The 18430-nt window shown below is 39.0% G+C and carries 15 protein-coding genes; all 15 read left to right on the top strand.

Annotated features, from left to right (window positions below; genetic code table 11):
* Window positions 1-84: 84 nt before the first annotated feature.
* Window positions 85-660 (top strand): sigma-70 RNA polymerase sigma factor region 4 domain-containing protein, encoded by a 576-nt coding sequence (locus FC84_RS03485; RefSeq protein ID WP_057755541.1) that lies wholly within the window; start codon window positions 85-87, stop codon window positions 658-660.
* Between the two features lie 232 nt (window positions 661-892).
* On the top strand, window positions 893-1681 hold the full coding sequence (rpsB, locus tag FC84_RS03480; RefSeq protein ID WP_057755531.1) for a 30S ribosomal protein S2: 789 nt from the start codon (window positions 893-895) through the stop codon (window positions 1679-1681).
* Window positions 1682-1831: 150 nt separating this feature from the next.
* Window positions 1832-2710 (top strand): translation elongation factor Ts, encoded by an 879-nt coding sequence (tsf, locus tag FC84_RS03475; protein ID WP_057755528.1) that lies wholly within the window; start codon window positions 1832-1834, stop codon window positions 2708-2710.
* A 159-nt stretch (window positions 2711-2869) separates the two neighbouring features.
* Window positions 2870-3598 carry a UMP kinase gene (pyrH, locus tag FC84_RS03470; RefSeq protein ID WP_057755525.1) on the top strand — a complete coding sequence of 243 codons (729 nt, stop codon included), beginning with the start codon at window positions 2870-2872 and terminating at the stop codon, window positions 3596-3598.
* Window positions 3598-4158 carry a ribosome recycling factor gene (gene frr / locus FC84_RS03465; RefSeq protein ID WP_057755523.1) on the top strand — a complete coding sequence of 187 codons (561 nt, stop codon included), beginning with the start codon at window positions 3598-3600 and terminating at the stop codon, window positions 4156-4158. Before pyrH ends, frr begins: the two co-directional genes overlap by 1 nt.
* A 56-nt stretch (window positions 4159-4214) precedes the next feature.
* Entirely contained in the window at window positions 4215-4895 is a 681-nt protein-coding gene (locus tag FC84_RS03460; protein WP_083479532.1) for an isoprenyl transferase, read from the top strand.
* A gap of 25 nt (window positions 4896-4920) precedes the next feature.
* A complete protein-coding gene (locus FC84_RS03455) occupies window positions 4921-5715 on the top strand; it encodes a phosphatidate cytidylyltransferase (RefSeq protein WP_057755517.1) in 795 nt (264 codons plus the stop codon).
* 15 nt (window positions 5716-5730) lie between these two features.
* A complete protein-coding gene (gene rseP / locus FC84_RS03450) occupies window positions 5731-6999 on the top strand; it encodes an RIP metalloprotease RseP (protein WP_057755514.1) in 1269 nt (422 codons plus the stop codon).
* Window positions 7000-7024: 25 nt separating this feature from the next.
* A complete protein-coding gene (locus FC84_RS03445; protein ID WP_057755511.1) occupies window positions 7025-8743 on the top strand; it encodes a proline--tRNA ligase in 1719 nt (572 codons plus the stop codon).
* 116 nt (window positions 8744-8859) lie between these two features.
* Complete coding sequence (locus FC84_RS03440; protein WP_057755509.1) at window positions 8860-13200, top strand: PolC-type DNA polymerase III; 4341 nt, start codon at window positions 8860-8862, stop codon at window positions 13198-13200.
* Between the two features lie 136 nt (window positions 13201-13336).
* On the top strand, window positions 13337-13810 hold the full coding sequence (gene rimP / locus FC84_RS03435; RefSeq protein ID WP_057755491.1) for a ribosome maturation factor RimP: 474 nt from the start codon (window positions 13337-13339) through the stop codon (window positions 13808-13810).
* A gap of 20 nt (window positions 13811-13830) precedes the next feature.
* Window positions 13831-14955, top strand: a complete 1125-nt coding sequence (gene nusA, locus FC84_RS03430; protein WP_057755487.1) for a transcription termination factor NusA — start codon at window positions 13831-13833, stop codon at window positions 14953-14955.
* Window positions 14956-14975: 20 nt separating this feature from the next.
* Window positions 14976-15275, top strand: coding sequence for an RNase P modulator RnpM (gene rnpM / locus FC84_RS03425; protein ID WP_057755483.1), 300 nt, complete (start codon window positions 14976-14978; stop codon window positions 15273-15275).
* The gene (locus FC84_RS03420; RefSeq protein WP_057755480.1) at window positions 15272-15586 is read left to right on the top strand and encodes a YlxQ-related RNA-binding protein; all 315 of its coding nucleotides are present in this window, start codon (window positions 15272-15274) and stop codon (window positions 15584-15586) included. Before rnpM ends, FC84_RS03420 begins: the two co-directional genes overlap by 4 nt.
* 20 nt (window positions 15587-15606) lie before the next feature.
* The gene (infB, locus tag FC84_RS03415) at window positions 15607-18417 is read left to right on the top strand and encodes a translation initiation factor IF-2 (protein WP_057755475.1); all 2811 of its coding nucleotides are present in this window, start codon (window positions 15607-15609) and stop codon (window positions 18415-18417) included.
* Window positions 18418-18430: the final 13 nt, after the last annotated feature.

Here is an 18430-nt window from a genome sequence, read left to right as displayed (position 1 = left end):
TAAACACCAGTTCTCTTTAGAAAAAATCAGTTCTCGCTTATACTGAAAGTGTCAAAAATCGCCCATAGAGGAGGAGCATCCTTTATGGGAATTAATAAAACTGAATTAACTTGGGTTCGCGCAGTTCAAGACACTGGCAGTTCTGATGCATTGGAACAATTGGTTGCCAAATATCAACCAATGATTCAGGCGACCATCAATCGTTTTTATTTGAGGATGTTTGATCAAGATGATTGGCAACAAGAAGCGCGAATTGTTTGTTATGAGACTTGTCTTCTCTATGAAACACAGCGTAATTGTCAATTTGGTGCTTTTTATAAATTAAGATTTGATCATCATGTGCGTAATCTGGTACGTCATGAGCTAGCAATTAAACGCCAAAGTAATCGCCAAAACATTTCATTAGAAGAAATGATGATTACCGAAACGTTTCCTAACGGCTTTGCGCCTGCTCAACGTGAAACGCATGCCTTACCGGAATTTGATTTACCGGATTATTTAGCGTTACTTTCAAACTTTGAATTTGAAAGCTTTCAGGTTGTGCTTAATTTACGTAGTGAACAAGATGTTTGTCACGAATATAACTGTGATCAAATTCAAATTAAACGAGCCATTGCACGTTGCCATAAGAAGTTACGTTTATATTTAGCTGTGGGATAGTGTTGATCATAGCTTAACAAGCCTAAAACCGTTGTTACGAATTATGTAATAACGGTTTTTAATAATTTGTCTTTTGACATTAAAAAAGCTTGCAAGATATTAATTCATTCGTTATACTAATAAACGGTGTAAACACCAAATTCACACATTTTGTGATTATTATGCTGTTGCCAATCGTTGGTTGCGTAGTAATGCGAGCAAAATGGCGGAATAAAAACTAGGAGGTTTTATCATGGCAGTTTTATCAATGAAGCAATTGCTTGAAGCCGGCGTTCATTTTGGCCACCAAACTCGTCGTTGGAATCCAAAAATGAAGCCATATATCTTTACGGAACGTAATGGTATCTACATTATCGATTTACAAAAGACCGTTAAAATGGTTGACGATGCTTATAACTACGTCAAAGCCGTTTCTGAAGATGGTGGTGTCTTCTTGTTTGTTGGTACTAAGAAACAAGCACAAGATGCGATCGAAGAAGAAGCAACACGTGCAGGTCAATACTATGTTAACCATCGTTGGTTAGGTGGTACTTTGACTAACTGGAATACAATCCAAAGCCGTATCAAACGTCTTAAAGACATCAAGAAGATGTCAGAAGATGGTACATTTGATGTACTCCCTAAGAAAGAAGTTTCTTTACTTGTTAAGGAACAAGAAAAGCTTGAGAAATTCTTAGGCGGTATCAAAGATATGCCACGTATCCCTGATGTTATGTTCATCGTTGACCCTCGTAAAGAACGTATTGCTGTTAAGGAAGCTCAAAAACTTAACATTCCAATCGTTGCTATGGTTGATACAAATACTGACCCAGACGATATCGATGTTATCATCCCTTCAAACGACGATGCTATTCGTGCCGTACGTTTGATCACTTCTAAGATGGCTGACGCTATCATCGAAGGTCGTCAAGGTGAAGATGATGTTGCTGTTGAAGAACAACAACCAGCTACTGAAAATGGCGACGAATCAATCGAAGAAATCGCTGAAAAAGTTGAACAATCATCAGCAGACGCTGAATAATTAATCAATGACAATCAAAGAGTTTGTCGCAAAACTTGGTTTTGTCACAAACTCTTTCTTTATATATAATTATAGCTAATAGACCTTGTTTGATTATCAGATTGATTTGATCTGTTTAATTAAACAAACAACAATTAGGAGGTTTTACCAATGGCAAAAATTACTGCAGCTCAAGTTAAAGAGTTACGTGAAAAAACTAGTGTCGGTATGATGGACGCTAAAAAAGCCTTAGTCGCTGCTGATGGCGATATGGAAAAAGCAATCGATGTATTACGCGAAAAAGGTGTAGCTAAAGCTGCTAAGAAGAGCGACCGTGTCGCTGCTGAAGGTTTAGCACAAATCGCAATTAACGGTAATACTGCTGCTGTTGTTGAAGTTAACTCAGAAACAGACTTCGTTTCATCAAACGATAAGTTCCAAGATTTAGTTAGCGTTATTGCTAAAGCAATCGTTGACAACAAACCTGCTGATGTTGATGCAGCCTTGGCTTTATCAGTTGATGGCGAAACATTACAAGAGAAGATTACAGCTTTAACTGCCGTTATCGGTGAAAAGTTGACTTTACGTCGTTTTCAATTGATTGAAAAGACTGACGATCAAGTCTTTGGTTCATACTTGCATAATGGTGGCGCTATCGCTGCTGTTGTTTTACTTGATGGTACTGATGAAGCAGCTGCTCGCGACGTTGCAATGCACGTTGCTGCAATTAATCCTAAGTACGTATCTCGTAATGATGTTCCTAAGTCAGTACTTGATCACGAAACAGAAGTTTTAACTGAAGAAACTAAGAACGAAGGCAAGCCTGAAAACATTATTCCTAAGATCGTTGAAGGCCGTTTGAACAAGTTCTTATCTGAAATCAGCTTGGCTGATCAAGAATTCGTTAAGGATCCGGATCAAACTGTTGCTCAATTTGTTGAAAGCAAAGGCGGCAAATTAGTTGATTTTGCTCGTTTCGAAGTCGGCGAAGGTATCGAAAAACAAGAAGATAACTTTGTTGAAGAAGTTATGAGTCAAATTAAGGACTAATCAACTTAATTAAAAGGGTCATTTTTGGCCCTTTTTTTGTGCCCTGAAATCGTTAAATGATTGATTTCGCAAGAAAAATACGTTAATTTTGACCAAAATACGTTGGTGAAAATCAAACATATGGTAGAATGATACTTAGCAAACAACGGAGGAACGATTATGACAAACGTAAAATATCATCGAGTAGTACTTAAATTAAGTGGTGAGGCTTTAGCAGGTGAAACTGGTTTTGGTATTCATCCACCAGTAATTAAAGAAATTGCAGCACAAATTAAGCAAGTTCATGATTTAGGTGTACAAATTGGTGTTGTTGTCGGTGGCGGCAATATCTGGCGTGGTGAAACAGGCGCTGAATTAGGGATGGATCGTGCACAAGCTGATTCAATGGGAATGTTAGCAACCATTATGAATGGCTTGGCTTTGCAAGATGGCTTGGAACATTTAGGTGTTGAAGTACGTGTTCAAACATCAATTGATATGCGCCAAGTTGCTGAACCATACATTCGTCGTCGCGCTATTCACCATATGGAAAAAGGCCGCGTCGTTATTTTTGCTGGTGGTACTGGTAATCCATACTTCTCAACAGATTCAGCTGCTGCTTTACGTGCTGCTGAAATTGATGCTGATGTTATTTTAATGGCTAAGAATAACGTTGATGGTGTCTATAATGCTGATCCTAATAAGGATCCTAATGCTAAGAAGTTTGATGAATTAACACAATTAGACATCTTAAACAAGGGCTTAAAAGTAATGGATTCAACTGCAAGCAGTCTTTCAATGGATAATGATATTCCGTTTGTTGTTTTCAATATGGCCGAGAATGGTAACATTAAGCGCGTCGTTGAAGGCGAAAAAATTGGTACAACCATCAGTGGAGGTAAAGAATAATGGCAACTAACGAAATTATTGCTAAAGCACAAGAAAACATGGTTAAGTCACAAGAAGTTTTAAAACGTGATTTAGCTGATATTCGTGCTGGCCGAGCTAATGCTAGTTTACTCAATCGGATTATGGTTGATTATTATGGTGCACCAACACCGTTGACCCAAATGGCAGCAGTAAGTGTGCCTGAACCACGGGTACTTTTAATTAAGCCTTATGATAAGACATCACTTAATGATATCGAGCACGCTATTTTAGCTTCTGATTTAGGCTTGAATCCTGCTAACGACGGTGAAGTTGTGCGCTTGGTGATTCCACAATTAACAGGTGAACGTCGTCAGGAATTAGCTAAAGAAGTTGGCAAAGATGCTGAAGGTGCTAAGATTGCGATTCGTAATGTTCGCCGTGATGCCTTAGATGCAATCCGTAAACAACAAAAAAATGCTGATATCTCTGAAGATGAAATGCATGACTTAGAAAGTCAATTGCAAAAGGTAACAGACCAAGCCATTAAAGAAGTCGATGCAATTGCTAAGAATAAGGAAGCAGAAATTACTGAAGGGTAGATGGCGTTGATTTGACAGAAGCAGAACGTAAAATTCCGCAGCATGTTGCGATTATCATGGATGGTAATGGCCGTTGGGCTAAAGCGCACCATCGTCCCCGAGCATTTGGTCATAAGGCAGGCATGAATAATGTCAAAACAATTACAAAAGTAGCAAGCAAACTAGGGGTCAAGGTTTTGACCCTTTATGCTTTTTCAACTGAAAATTGGCGTCGGCCAACAGATGAAGTGAACTACTTAATGCAATTGCCGATTGATTTCTTTAATACTTTCATTCCCGAATTAATGGCACAAAATGTCAAAGTTAATGTGATGGGCTTTTTAGATCAACTTCCTGAAAAGACCTTGGCTGTTACGAAAAAGGCAATGGCAGAAACCGCCAATAATACAGGTATGATTCTTAATTTTGCCTTGAATTATGGTTCTCGTGCAGAAATCACGGCTACCGTGCAAAATATTGCGACTGATGTGGCTGCCGGGAAACTAGCAACGAATCAAATTACAGATGACCTTATTTCTGCTCGCTTAATGACCGCGTCATTAGGTGAATTTGCTGATCCGGATTTATTAATTCGAACAAGTGGAGAATTGCGCCTTTCGAACTTCTTGTTATGGCAACTTGCTTATAGTGAGTTCTTTTTTACAGATATTCACTGGCCAGACTTTTCTGAAAAGCAATTTGATCAAGCAATTGATTCATATAACCACCGAGATCGTCGTTTTGGTGGTTTAAAATAATAGTTAGGAAGCTGAGGATTAATTTATGAGACAACGTGTTATTACGGCTGTTGTCGCCTTACTGATTTTTATTCCCATTATTTTACTTGGTGGTATTTGGATCGATATTGCGGCAATTGCCCTTGCTTTAGTAGGGCTTTCAGAAATGTTTATCATGCGCAAACGGATTATTGTTTCGCCTGATTTCTTTATTTCTTGTTTAGGTATTACAGCGTTAGTTTTACCAGATGGTTTTTTTAAGAATTTGCCTTCATATCTAACGCGCTTTGATATTTTTGCGATTACCGTCGCCTTGTTATTACTGGTTACGGTAACTTCTAAAAACAAAACCAATATTGATGATATCGGCATCAATACCTTGGCTATGGTTTATATTGGTAATGGTTTCCATTCTTTGATTGCTGTTCGTGGTACTCAAGATGGTTTAGCTTTACTAGGTTACATCTTGGTTGTAATTTGGGCAACGGATATTGGTGCTTATCAATTTGGTCGTTCTTTTGGTAAACATAAGTTATGGCCAGTAATTAGCCCTAACAAGACCTGGGAAGGTAGTATTGGTGGCACTTTAAGTGCGTTAGTTTGTGCTGCTATTTATTTACATTTCTTCCCAGTTGGTTATGCTCATTTTACTTACATGATTTTAATTACTTTGGTCTTTTCAATTAGTGGCCAACTTGGTGATTTGGTAGAATCAGCTTACAAACGTTATTATGGTGTTAAAGATTCTGGCAAGATCTTGCCAGGCCATGGTGGCATTTTAGATCGTTTCGACAGTCTATTATTTGTTCTACCAATGTTGCATTGGTTCGGTTTACTATAATTAAGGAGAAACCATTTGAAAGCAGTTATTTCTTTTCTAATTATTTTCAGCATCTTAGTTGTGATCCATGAATATGGTCATTTTATTATGGCGCGTAAGTCAGGGATTCTTGTTCGTGAGTTTGCCATTGGTTTTGGGCCTAAGATGGTCAGCTGGCGGCGTAATCATACAACGTTTACCATTCGGTGGTTGCCCATCGGTGGTTATGTTCGCATGGCCGGTGCAGGTGATGATGATTCCACAATTGAGCCAGGTACAATGGGAACGCTACAGGTTAACGATGCCGGTGTTGTAACCAGAATAGATATTAGCGAGCATAATACAAACTTATCGGGTATCCCGATTCAGATTGCCAAAGCTGATCTGATTGATAATTTAACAATTAGTGGTAATGAAAATGCTGATCCTGATCAAGCCCGCACGTTTAAGGTTGATCACGATGCACTGATTATTGAAACAGATGGCACTGAAGTTCAAATTGCGCCACGTGATGTTCAATTTCAATCAGTTTCAGTTGTTAAACGAATTTTGACTAACTTTGCCGGACCATTTAATAATTTCTTGTTGGCTATTGTTGGTTTTATGATTGTGGCTTTTTTACAAGGTGGGGTTTTATCAACTCACAATGTCATTGGCACTGTTCAGCCTAATTCAGTTGCAGCACAAGCTGGTCTTAAAACAAATGATCAAATTACACAAGTTGAACATCAAAAGACGGATAACTGGACAGAATTAGTAACCGCGTTACAATCAAGATATGGTCAAAAAACAACCTTAGCTGTTAAACGTGGTGATAAAAACCTAACCGTTGAATTAACACCGAAGACTGTTAAAGCTGATGGCAAAAAATATGGTCAAATTGGGATTACTAATCAACTCGATCGTAGCTTATTAGGTAAAATTAAATATGGTTTTACAACAACTTGGTCAACTGGTCAACAGATCTTAAAAGTGTTAGGATCATTTTTCACTGGTGGTTTTAGTTTAAATAAACTATCTGGTCCAGTAGGAATTTACACGAGTACCTCACAAGTCGTTAATGCTGGCTTTACCAATATTGTTTGGTTCTTAGCTATGCTGTCAGTTAACTTGGGTCTGGTTAACTTAGTGCCAATTCCTGGACTTGATGGTGGGAAAATTTTGTTGAACTTAATTGAATTAATTCGCCGCAAACCAATCCCTGCTGAAAAAGAGGGAATGATTACTTTGATTGGCGCTGGATTTTTACTTTTGCTATTTATCGCGGTGACTTGGAACGATATCGCTCGTTACTTTTTTAAGTAAGTTCACTTTTGGAGGAGTTAGTTAAATGAAACAATCACGTATGTTTATTCCGACATTAAAGGAAACACCCGCTGATGCAGAAGCTCGCAGTCACCAATTAATGTTGCGCGCGGGTTATATTCGTCAAACGTCAGCAGGTATTTATTCATACTTGCCATTAGCAGTACGCGTTTTACAAAAAATTGAAACAATTATTCGTCAAGAAATGGATCAAATTGGTGCAGTTGAAGTGTCACTACCTGAAGTGATTCCAGCAGATTTATGGCACGAAACAGGTCGTTATTTAACCTATGGCGATAACCTGTTCAAGTTAAAAGATCGTCACGATCGTGATTTTGTCTTAGGACCAACACATGAAGAAACGGTTACTGACTTAGTCCGCCATGAATTGAATTCTTATAAGAAATTACCGGTTACGCTTTATCAAATTAAGACGAAGTTTCGTGATGAAGATCGTCCTCGTTACGGTTTATTACGTGGTCGTGAGTTTTTAATGAAGGATGGCTATTCTTTCTCAGCTGATGAAGCTCAATTAGATGATATCTTCCATGATATGGAAACAGCTTATCGTAATATTTTTGACGCGTTAAACCTTGATTACCGGACAATTGTTGGTGATGCCGGCGCAATGGGTGGTAATGACTCTCGTGAATTCTCTGCCGTTGCTGAAATTGGTGAAGATACAATTGCTTACACAGATAGCAATGATTATGCAGCTAATTTGGAAATGGCCAGAAATATTGATCATTATATTCCAATTCAAGAAGATATGGCTGAATTAAAGAAAATTGCCACACCAAGTGTTGGTTCAATTGATTCAGTGACAGACTTCTTAAAAGTAGAGCCACAGAAATTAATTAAGAGTGTCTTGTTCATGGCTGATGAACAACCTGTTCTTGTTTTAATTCGTGGTGATTATGAAATTAATGAAGTTAAGTTGACGAACTTCTTACATGCTGACTTCTTGGAATTGGCTAGTGATGAACAAGTTAAAGCATTGTTCAATGCACCTGTTGGTTCGATTGGTCCTGTCGGTGCCCCAGCAGATTTACGCATTGTAGCTGACGAAACAGTTAAAAAGATTATCAACGGTGTTACTGGCGCTAATGAAGAAGAATATCATTTCCTTAATGTTAACTTTGATCGTGATTTCAACGTTGCTGAGGAAGATATTACTGACTTGCGCACAGTTCGTGAAGGTGATATTGCACCAGACGGTAAGAGCAAATTGAAGTTTACTCGTGGCATTGAAATTGCCCACATCTTTAAGTTAGGAACTCGCTATACTAAGGTTATGGGGGCTAACTTCTTAGACAATAATGGTCGTGAGCAACCATTAATCATGGGTTGCTACGGAATTGGTGTTTCACGCTTGCTGTCTGCAATTGTTGAACAACATTCTGACGATCATGGTATTATTTGGCCACGTTCAATTACACCATTTGATGTCCACATTGTGCCAATTAACCTTAAAAACGAAGATCAAGCACGAGTTACTGCAGAAGTTGAAGCGTTAATTGGTCAAACCGGCTTAACTTATTTAACCGATGATCGTAATGAACGCGCTGGTGTTAAATTTGCAGATTCAGATTTAATTGGCTTACCAGTTCGTGTTACAATTGGTAAGAAAGCAGCCGAAGATATTGTCGAAGTACAATTACGCGCAACTGGTGAAAAACTTGAGGTTAAGAAGGACGAATTAGTGAACGTTTTACCAATTTTACTTTCAAAGACAACCGATTAATTAAATTTTTTCGTTGATACTTTTCAACGAGTTATCAAATCCGAATGATTTTTTTGATCATTCGGATTTTAATATTTAATCAACATGATGAGTAATAGGGATTCAATTAAAGAGGGATTTTTTTGGCAGAAGAAAATTTATTAGAGAAGTTATTAGAACAAATTCAATGGCCAGAAAGCCAACAAGAATATTTCCAAGATGCTGAATTAACAGAATTAGTCGTTCATCAAGTCTCCCAAAGTTGGACTTTTAGAATTAAAATTGCAAAAATCTTGCCGTTTGCTGTCTTTAATCAGTTTTTACAGCAATTAACTCAGGCTTTTGCAGGGATTGCTAAGGTTAATCTGGATCTAACGACGATTAATCCTGAGTTTAACGCGATTGATTTACAAACTTATTGGCAGTTTGTTGTTCAAGACACGGGGATTAAATCACCAATGATTGCAGAAGTTTGTGCCAATCAAACGCCAGAATTAAAGGACAACTTAATCTTCTTAAGTGTTGATAATGAAATCGTTAAGAGCTTCATGGTTAAACAAGCAATTGGACCGATTGAAGAAGCTTATCAACGCGCTGGTTTTCCTAAGTTAAGTTTTCGGATTACAGTTGATGAATCTCAAGTGCAAGAGAAGATTAAAGACTTAAAAGCTCACCAAGCTCAACATGAACAGGAATTTGCCCAGCAAGCCGCTAAACAACAAGAGCAAAAGCAAAAAGCACAAGCAGCAAAAAGTGCTGAAGTGGTTTCGGATGGTCCCATTACTATTGGTGGTCAACTTAAGCCTAAGACTGATTTGATTACCTTAGATAAGATTGAACAAGAAGAACGTTCTGTTTATGTTCAGGGTTATGTTTTTGACACTGAAGTAAAGACGTTTAATTCTGGTCGTTCTTTGTTAACTTTGAAGATTACCGATTATACTTCTTCAATTATTGTGAAACGCTTCTCGCGCAAAAATGGTGAAGACACACCATTATTTGAACAATTCCACAAAGGAATGTGGGTCAGAGTTCAAGGTAGTGTTCAAAATGATACGTTCACTCATGAATTAACGTTAAACGCTAATGAAGTTGAAGAATTCAGTCATCCAGAACCACAAGATAATTACCAAGGTGAACAAAAGCGGGTCGAGTTACATCTACACACGAACATGAGCCAGATGGACGCGACTAATTCAATTGGTGATTTTGCTAAGCGCGCTAAAGCTTGGGGAATGACGGCATTAGCGTTGACAGACCACGTTGGTGCCCAATCTTTTCCCGATGCCAATGCTGCCAGCCAAAAATTTGGTATGAAATTGATTTATGGTGTAGAAGTTAATCTAGTCGATGATGGTAATCAAGTGGCGTACAACTTACGCGACGAGAACGCTGAAGACGCTGAATATGTTATTTTTGACGTGGAAACCACGGGATTGTCGGCCGTTTATGACACAATTATCGAGTTAGGTGCCGTTAAGATGAAAGACGGCCAAGTGATTGGTCGCTTTGACGAATTCATTAATCCTGGCCATCCATTATCAGCAACTACGATTAATTTAACCAATATTACAGATGAAATGGTTCAATCCGGCGGTTCAGAAACTGAAATTATTAATCAGTTCATGGATTTTGCAGGTAATGCTAATATTGTTGGTCATAACGTCACATTTGACATTGGCTTTTTAAATGCGGCCTTGGGTAGAATCGGTCATGCAGCTGTTCATACACCAGTGATTGATACTTTGGAAATGTCACGGCTGTTACATCCGGAAAACACTAACCATAAACTAGATACTTTAGCGAAACGTTACAATATTGTTTTGGAACACCATCATCGTGCCGACGCCGATGCTGAAGCAACGGGCTTGTTGTATTATGCATTGCTAAAGGAATTTAATGAACGCTTTGAAACTACCAATATTTCAGAATTAAATGATCGTGTCGGTGGCGGGAACGCTTATCGTTTATCACGACCGCATCACGCGATTTTATTGGCAGAAACTCAAGCAGGATTAAAAAACCTCTTTAAAATCATTTCTGGTTCAATGGTTAATTACTTTTATCGGTTTGCTCGGGTGCCACGTTCGCTTTTGAATCAATATCGCGAAGGTATTTTAGTTGGTTCAGCTTGCTCGTCGGGTGAAGTTTTTACAGCAATGATGCAAAAGGGTTATGAAGAGGCACGACAAAAAGCGCAATATTACGATTATCTAGAAGTCATGCCTAAAGCAATCTATCAACCATTAATTCAACGTGAGCTGATTAACGATGATCGTGCTTTAGAAGATATTATTGAAAATATCGTGAAGTTAGGTGAGGATCTGCATAAACCGGTTGTGGCCACAGGGGATGTGCATTATCTAGATCCTCATGATGCCATTTACCGTGAAATTTTAATTCGTGCAGATAAGGGTAATCCGTTAAATCGGCAAATTTTACCTGATGCTCATTTTCGTTCTACTGGTGAGATGTTAGAAGATTTCGCCTTTTTGGGTGAAGACAAAGCCCGTGAAATTGTGATTACCAATACGAATAAAATTGCTGATCTGATTGATGATGGTATTACGCCAGTTAAGGACAAGCTCTATACGCCTAAGATGCCAGGTGCTGAAGAAGAAATTCGTTCGCTGGCCATGAACAAGGCTTACGAGCTTTATGGTAATCCGTTACCCAAAATCGTTGATGAACGCTTGCAAAAAGAATTAAAGTCAGTTATTGGTAATGGCTTCTCGGTAATTTATTTAATTGCGCAAAAATTAGTATTTAAGAGTAATAAAGACGGTTACTTAGTTGGTTCTCGTGGTTCCGTTGGTTCAAGTTTAGTTGCGACAATGACAGGTATCACTGAAGTTAATCCGTTACCGCCACATTATCGTTGTCCAGAATGTCAATACAGCGAATTTTATACTAAAGGCGAATATGGTTCTGGTTTTGATTTGCCGGACAAGAATTGCCCTAATTGTGGTGCTACTTTAGTTAAAGATGGCCATGATATTCCTTTCGAAACTTTCTTAGGGTTTAAAGGCGACAAGGTTCCCGATATCGATTTAAACTTCTCTGGGGATTATCAACCTATTGCCCATAACTACACCAAAGTCTTGTTCGGGGAACAATATGTTTTTCGGGCCGGGACAATTGGCACGGTTGCCGATCGAACCGCATATGGTTATGTAATGCATTATGAAGAGGTTAATAATCAGCAATTGCGGGGGGCAGAGGTTGATCGCTTGGCAGCTGGTGCTACTGGGGTTAAACGAACAACTGGTCAACATCCGGCTGGTATTATCGTTGTACCTAACTATATGGATATTTATGATTTTACGCCCATTCAATATCCAGCTGATAAAACCGATGCAGCATGGAAGACAACACACTTTGATTTCCATTCCATTCACGATAATATTTTAAAAATTGATATTCTGGGCCATGATGATCCCACGATGATCCGGATGTTGCAAGATTTATCTGGAATTGATCCAGTAACCATTCCCACTGATGATCCTGGCGTGATGGCCTTGTTCTCAGGAACAGATTCTTTAGGTGTAACACCTGAGCAGATTCATTCTAAGACTGGGACGTTAGGCGTACCGGAATTCGGGACAGCTTTTGTACGAGGAATGCTTGAAGAGACCCATCCTTCAACCTTTTCTGAATTGTTACAGATTTCTGGTTTATCCCATGGTACCGATGTTTGGTTAGGCAATGCCGAAGAATTAATTAATCAAGGTGTCGTTACCTTGAAAGATGTTATTGGTTGTCGTGATAATATCATGATGGATTTAATTCATTGGGGTGTTGATTCACAGTTAAGTTTCCAAATTATGGAAAGTGTCCGTAAAGGGAAAGGTATTCGCGATGAATGGCAGGAAGTCTTACGCAACAACGAGCACGTACCTGACTGGTATATTGATTCTTGCTTAAAGATTAAATATATGTTCCCGAAGGCTCATGCGACTGCCTATATCTTAATGGCCTTGCGTATTGCTTACTTCAAAGTTTATTTCCCAATTGTTTATTACACCGCTTATTTCAGTGTTCGCGCAGATGACTTTGACTTAGTTGCCATGTCACATGGTAAAGAAGCGGTCAAAGCGCGGATGAAAGCTTTAACCGAGGAAATTAATGAAAAAGGTAAGGGCCGTGCAGTTAAACAAGCCAATTTATTAACGGTGATGGAATTAGCCAACGAGTGTTTAGAGCGAGGAATTGAAATTAAGATGGTTGATATTGAAAAATCTGATTCCGATAATTTCCAGATCTTAGATGATCATACTATTCTAGCGCCATTCAATGCTATTCCAGGTCTAGGTGCTAACGTTGCCAAACAAATTGTCGCTGCTCGTGCTGAACGACCATTCTTATCTAAAGAAGATTTAGCAACTCGCGGGAAAGTTTCAAAAACCATTATTGATTACATGACCACTAATGGCGTCTTAGATGATTTGCCGGATGAAAATCAATTATCACTCTTTTAATTGACAGCATTGAGTCCAAATGGGACTTAACTTGGCAAAAATCAGTAAAGATGCTATAATGACAATAAGAATTGGTTCGAGTGAGCAGAAATGCTCACTCTTTTTATTGGCCGATTTACTGAAAGGAGGTTTGGTTTTGAGTTCAGTCATTGAAACCGTTCGAGATCTGGTTATGCCGATTCTCAATACTAACCATTTTCAACTAGTCGATTTAGAATATGTTAAAGAAGGACAAAGTTGGTTCCTCCGTGTTTATATTGATAAACCCGGTGGTATTAACATTGAAGAATGTGCATTAGTCAGTGATTTGTTAGGTGAACAGTTGGATCAAGCTGATCCTGACCCGATTCCACAAGCTTACGTGTTGGAAGTTTCCTCGCCAGGTGCAGAGCGGCCCTTAAAAAATGAAGCGGATTATCAAGCTGCAATGGATCAATACATTCACGTTTCACTTTATGCGGCAATTGCTAAGAAGAAATTCTACGAAGGTTTTTTACGTCAACTTTCTGCTGAAGAATTAACCTTAGATTATAAAGACAAAGGTCGCCCAAAACAAATTACAATTCCACGCAAGAATATTGCCAAAGCGCGATTAGCGATTGAATTTTAGGATTGAGAAGGGAACACATCATGAATGAGGAAATGTTAGGTGCGCTCGATGCACTGGAAAAGGAAAAAGGCATCAAAAAAGAAGTTGTGGTCGATGCCATTCAGGCAGCGTTAGTTTCTGCTTATAAGCGTAATTATAATCAGGCTCAAAACGTTGAAGTTGAATTCGATCAGAAATCTGGCAACATTCATGTTTATGCCATTAAGAAAGTCGTCGAAGACGTGGTCGATTCACGCTTAGAGGTTAGCTTAAAAGAAGCCTTAGTGAAAAACCGGGCCTATGAAGTTGGCGATGATTTTAAAGTTGAAGTCACACCAAGTAACTTTGGTCGTATTTCTGCACAAACAGCTAAACAAGTGATTATGCAACGTTTACGCGAAGCAGAACGTTCACAAGTTTATAATGAATACACTCAATATGAACACGAGATCATCCAAGGTACGGTCTTACGTCGTGACAACAAATATATCTATGTTGATTTAGGTGATATTGAAGCTGTTATGAGTCGTCAAGATCAAATTCCTGATGAAGATTATCAAACTCATGATCGTATTAAAGTTTTTGTTAGCAAAGTTGAAAACACGACTAAAGGACCTCAAGTTTTTGTTTCACGGACTAATCCAGAATTAGTGAAACGATTATTTGAACAAGAAATCCCTGAAGTCTACGATGGCACAGTTGAGATTGTCTCAATTGCTCGTGAAGCAGGCGATCGTTCTAAGGTAGCTGTTCGTTCAACCAACCCTAACGTCGATCCTGTTGGTACCTGTGTTGGTCCTAAGGGTCAACGTGTTCAAGCGATTGTTAATGAATTAAACGGCGAAAATATGGATATTGTTAAATGGGAAGAAGATCCAGCGGATTATATTGCCAATGCATTAAATCCAGCCCAAGTAATTGCCGTTCAATTCGATGAAGAACAGCGCGAATGCATGGTCATTGTTCCTGATTACCAATTATCATTAGCTATTGGTAAACGTGGTCAAAACGCGCGCTTAGCTGCTAAGTTAACAGGCTTTAAGATTGATATTAAGCCTGAATCAGAAGTTGAGTTCGTTGATGACGATGATAATGATGTTGAAGTAACTGAAGAAAATGTTGCTTCAGTTGAAGATACTTCAGCAACAACAGATCCTGAAGAATAAAATTCACAGGTGATGAGAAGATGAAAAAAAGAAAAGTTCCTATGCGACGAGATGTTTTGACAGGCGAAATGCTGCCCAAAAAATCTTTAGTTCGCATTGTTCGTGATCAAACCGGTGCTATTAGTATTGATCCTTCCGGTAAGAAGTCAGGTCGCGGTGCGTATGTTTCTCTTGATCCAGAAGCTGTCAAAACAGCAAAGGATCAAAAAACAATTGATCGTGCTTTTGATCAAACCGTTGCACCTGAATTTTATGATGAATTGTTTGCTTATGTTGATCACCAAAAAGCTCGTCAAGAATTATTTGGTTCTCAACAATGACCATTCAGCCAGCTCAAGAAAAGAAAATTCTGGGATTATTAGGACTAGCTCAACGTGCACGTCAGTTAACGACTGGTGAAGAATTAGTCGTAGCTGGTTTAAGTAAGAAGCAAATCACGTTAGTTTTTTTAGCTAGTGATACCGGTGTTAATACCCAAAAGAAAATTAAAGATAAAGCAAATTTTAATCATATTCCCGTGGTTGAAATTTTCACGACCCAACAATTAACTCAAGCAATTGGACAACCGCGTAAAGTCATTGGTGTCAATGATCCAGGTTTTGCCAAAGGTATGGTGAGTTTAATGAGATAAATAATTAAGGAGTGTGAAATATGGGGAAAAAGCGAGTATACGAATTAGCCAAAGAACTGAACATTCCTAGCAAAGACGTACTTAGTAAAGCAAAGGAAGCTGGCTATGATATTAAGAATCATATGTCAACTTTAGATGATACACAGGTGGCTCATTTAAAGAGTCAATTAAAGAGTACAGGTGCTAAGCCGGCGGCGGCAACACAAGCAACTGCTAAGCCTGCAACTAAACCTGCTGCTAAGTCGACAGCTAGCTCAAAAGAAGTTAAGACTGCTAAACCAGTTGAACATAGTGTTCAGTCTGCTAAATCGTCACAGTCAAATCATGCGACGCCCAAGTCAGCCGCACAAGCTGATGCCAACCATAAATCCCAGCAAGGCGGCAAAACTAAGATTAAAATCACGTCGATTCGCCGACCAGCAAATACGCAAACAAGCAGTTCACGGCCAAGCCACAATAACCAAGGCCAACAACGTGAACAACACGCTGGTCAAAATGCTAATCAACATCGTGCAAATGATCGTCGCAATAATAACAACAGCCAAAACCAACGTAACAACAATCAACAACGAAACAACCAACCAGCCCGTGGTCAAAACAATAACCAACGCAATAACCACACACAATCACGGCCAGCGGCAGCATCACGTCCGGTAAATGCTGGTTTAAGACATTTACAACAATACAAAGAACAAGCTGCTCAAACGCAAGCTGATATTAAACAACAACGTGAAAACGAACGTAAACGTCGTAATGAGAAACGTCGCCAAGAGCAAAAAGCTGCTGCAACAAAGAAACCAGCAACTAATGCTAATACAGCAGCTAAACCTGCTGCTAAGCCAACGCGTCCTGCGACAAGTCAACCTGTAGCACCAATTCCAACGCCACAAGCAACGGATTCACGGAAGACTAATAATCGTTCTAACAATAATAATCCACGTCGTGGTCGTTCCGCAGGTCCATCACAAACACCATTCAATCCTAATAACCGTAAGAAGAACAAGCGTAAGCAACGCGCACAACAACGTCATCAGGTTAAAAAGGAAATGCCACAACGTAAGGATCGACCATTACCAGAAACATTGGTTTATTCTGAAGGCATGAATGCGCAAGACTTGGGTAAATTATTACACCGCGAACCAGCTGAAATCGTTAAGAAGTTGTTCATGCTTGGTGTTATGGTTAACCAAAACCAATCATTAGATAAAGACACCATTGAATTAATTGCAACTGATTACGGTATTAATTCTGAACAGAAGATCGAAGAAGATATTTCTGATATCGATACTATTTTCAATGAAGAAGTTGAAAATACAGATCATTTGGAAAGTCGCCCACCAGTTGTCACAATCATGGGTCACGTTGACCATGGTAAGACAACCTTACTTGATCGTTTACGTCATACTCATGTTACACAAGGTGAAGCTGGCGGTATTACTCAGCATATTGGTGCTTATCAAGTTAAGCTCAATGGCCGGGTCATTACCTTCTTAGATACACCAGGACATGCTGCTTTTACTAATATGCGTGCTCGTGGTGCTGATGTGACAGATATCATCGTCTTAGTTGTTGCAGCTGACGATGGTGTGATGCCACAGACAATCGAAGCTATTAACCACGCTAAGGCAGCCCATGCCCCAATTATTGTGGCAGTTAACAAGATTGATAAGCCAGGTGCTAACCCTAACCATGTTATGGAACAATTAACTGAATATGAGTTAATTCCTGAATCATGGGGTGGCGATACTATTTTTGTTGAAATTTCAGCTAAAATGGGAACTAACATCGATGAATTATTGGAAATGATCTTACTTGAAGCTGATGTGCTTGAATTAAAGGCTAACCCTGATCAAAAAGGTGTTGGTACGGTTATTGAAGCACGTTTGGATAAAGGTAAGGGTCCAGTGGCATCATTATTAGTACAACAAGGTACTTTACATGTTGGTGATCCAATCGTTGTTGGTAATACCTTTGGCCGTGTCCGGGTTATGACCAATGATCGTGGTCGTCGTGTTAAAGAGGCCTTTCCATCTGAACCAGTTGAAATTACTGGTTTGAATGATGTTCCTGATGCAGCTGATCACTTTGCTACTTTTGATGATGAAAAGACAGCACGCGCTGCCGGTGAAGAACGTGCTAAACGGGCTCAACTTGCAGAACGCAATAAGTCTAATCGTGTGACTTTAGATAACCTCTTTGAAACAATGAAGCAAGGCGAACTTAAAGAAGTCGATGTTATTATCAAGGCTGATGTTCAGGGTTCTGCTGAAGCATTAGCTGGTAGTATGCAGAAGATTGATGTTGAAGGTGTTCGTGTTAATATTATTCACTCTGCAGTTGGTGCAATCAACGAAAGTGATGTGACATTAGCATCTGCAAGTAATGCCATCATCATTGGTTTTAACGTACGTCCAACACCACAAGCTAAGGCACAAGCTGAAAGTGAAGATGTTGATATTCGTCTACACAATGTCATTTATCGTGCAATTGAAGAAATTGAATCAGCAATGAAAGGTATGTTGGAACCAACATATCAAGAAAAAGTTACGGGTGATTTAGTTGTTCGTGAACTTTATAAAGTTTCTAAATTAGGAACAATTGCTGGTTGTATGGTCAATAGTGGCTTTATCCAACGCGATTCAGGTGTTCGTTTAATTCGTGATGGTATTGTCATTTATGAAGGCAAACTTTCTTCCTTGAAACGATTCAAAGACGACGTTAAAGAAGTTCGCCAAGGCTTTGAATGTGGTTTAATGATTGAAAACTTCAACGACATTAAGGTTGACGATGAAATCGAAGCCTTTGTTATGGAAGAAGTTCCTGTTAAATAGTTGGAGGTGTTGA

Origin of the sequence: Lapidilactobacillus dextrinicus DSM 20335 (genome assembly GCF_001436095.1) — a bacterium.
GTDB classification, from domain to species: domain Bacteria; phylum Bacillota; class Bacilli; order Lactobacillales; family Lactobacillaceae; genus Lapidilactobacillus; species Lapidilactobacillus dextrinicus.
The sequence above is the reverse complement of the archived record's forward strand: the minus strand, read 5'-3'. Positions and strand labels throughout refer to the sequence as shown.

Bases quoted from the DNA above. Each gene is read 5' to 3' on its own strand.
- pyrH (WP_057755525.1), top strand. From the start codon at position 2,870: ATGACAAACGTAAAATATCATCGAGTAGTACTTAAATTAAGTGGTGAG.
- rnpM (WP_057755483.1), top strand. From the start codon at position 14,976: ATGAAAAAAAGAAAAGTTCCTATGCGACGAGATGTTTTGACAGGCGAA.
- frr (WP_057755523.1), top strand. From the start codon at position 3,598: ATGGCAACTAACGAAATTATTGCTAAAGCACAAGAAAACATGGTTAAG.
- tsf (WP_057755528.1), top strand. From the start codon at position 1,832: ATGGCAAAAATTACTGCAGCTCAAGTTAAAGAGTTACGTGAAAAAACT.
- rpsB (WP_057755531.1), top strand. From the start codon at position 893: ATGGCAGTTTTATCAATGAAGCAATTGCTTGAAGCCGGCGTTCATTTT.
- FC84_RS03445 (WP_057755511.1), top strand. From the start codon at position 7,025: ATGAAACAATCACGTATGTTTATTCCGACATTAAAGGAAACACCCGCT.
- FC84_RS03485 (WP_057755541.1), top strand. From the start codon at position 85: ATGGGAATTAATAAAACTGAATTAACTTGGGTTCGCGCAGTTCAAGAC.
- infB (WP_057755475.1), top strand. From the start codon at position 15,607: ATGGGGAAAAAGCGAGTATACGAATTAGCCAAAGAACTGAACATTCCT.
- FC84_RS03460 (WP_083479532.1), top strand. From the start codon at position 4,215: ATGGATGGTAATGGCCGTTGGGCTAAAGCGCACCATCGTCCCCGAGCA.
- FC84_RS03420 (WP_057755480.1), top strand. From the start codon at position 15,272: ATGACCATTCAGCCAGCTCAAGAAAAGAAAATTCTGGGATTATTAGGA.
- nusA (WP_057755487.1), top strand. From the start codon at position 13,831: ATGAATGAGGAAATGTTAGGTGCGCTCGATGCACTGGAAAAGGAAAAA.
- FC84_RS03455 (WP_057755517.1), top strand. From the start codon at position 4,921: ATGAGACAACGTGTTATTACGGCTGTTGTCGCCTTACTGATTTTTATT.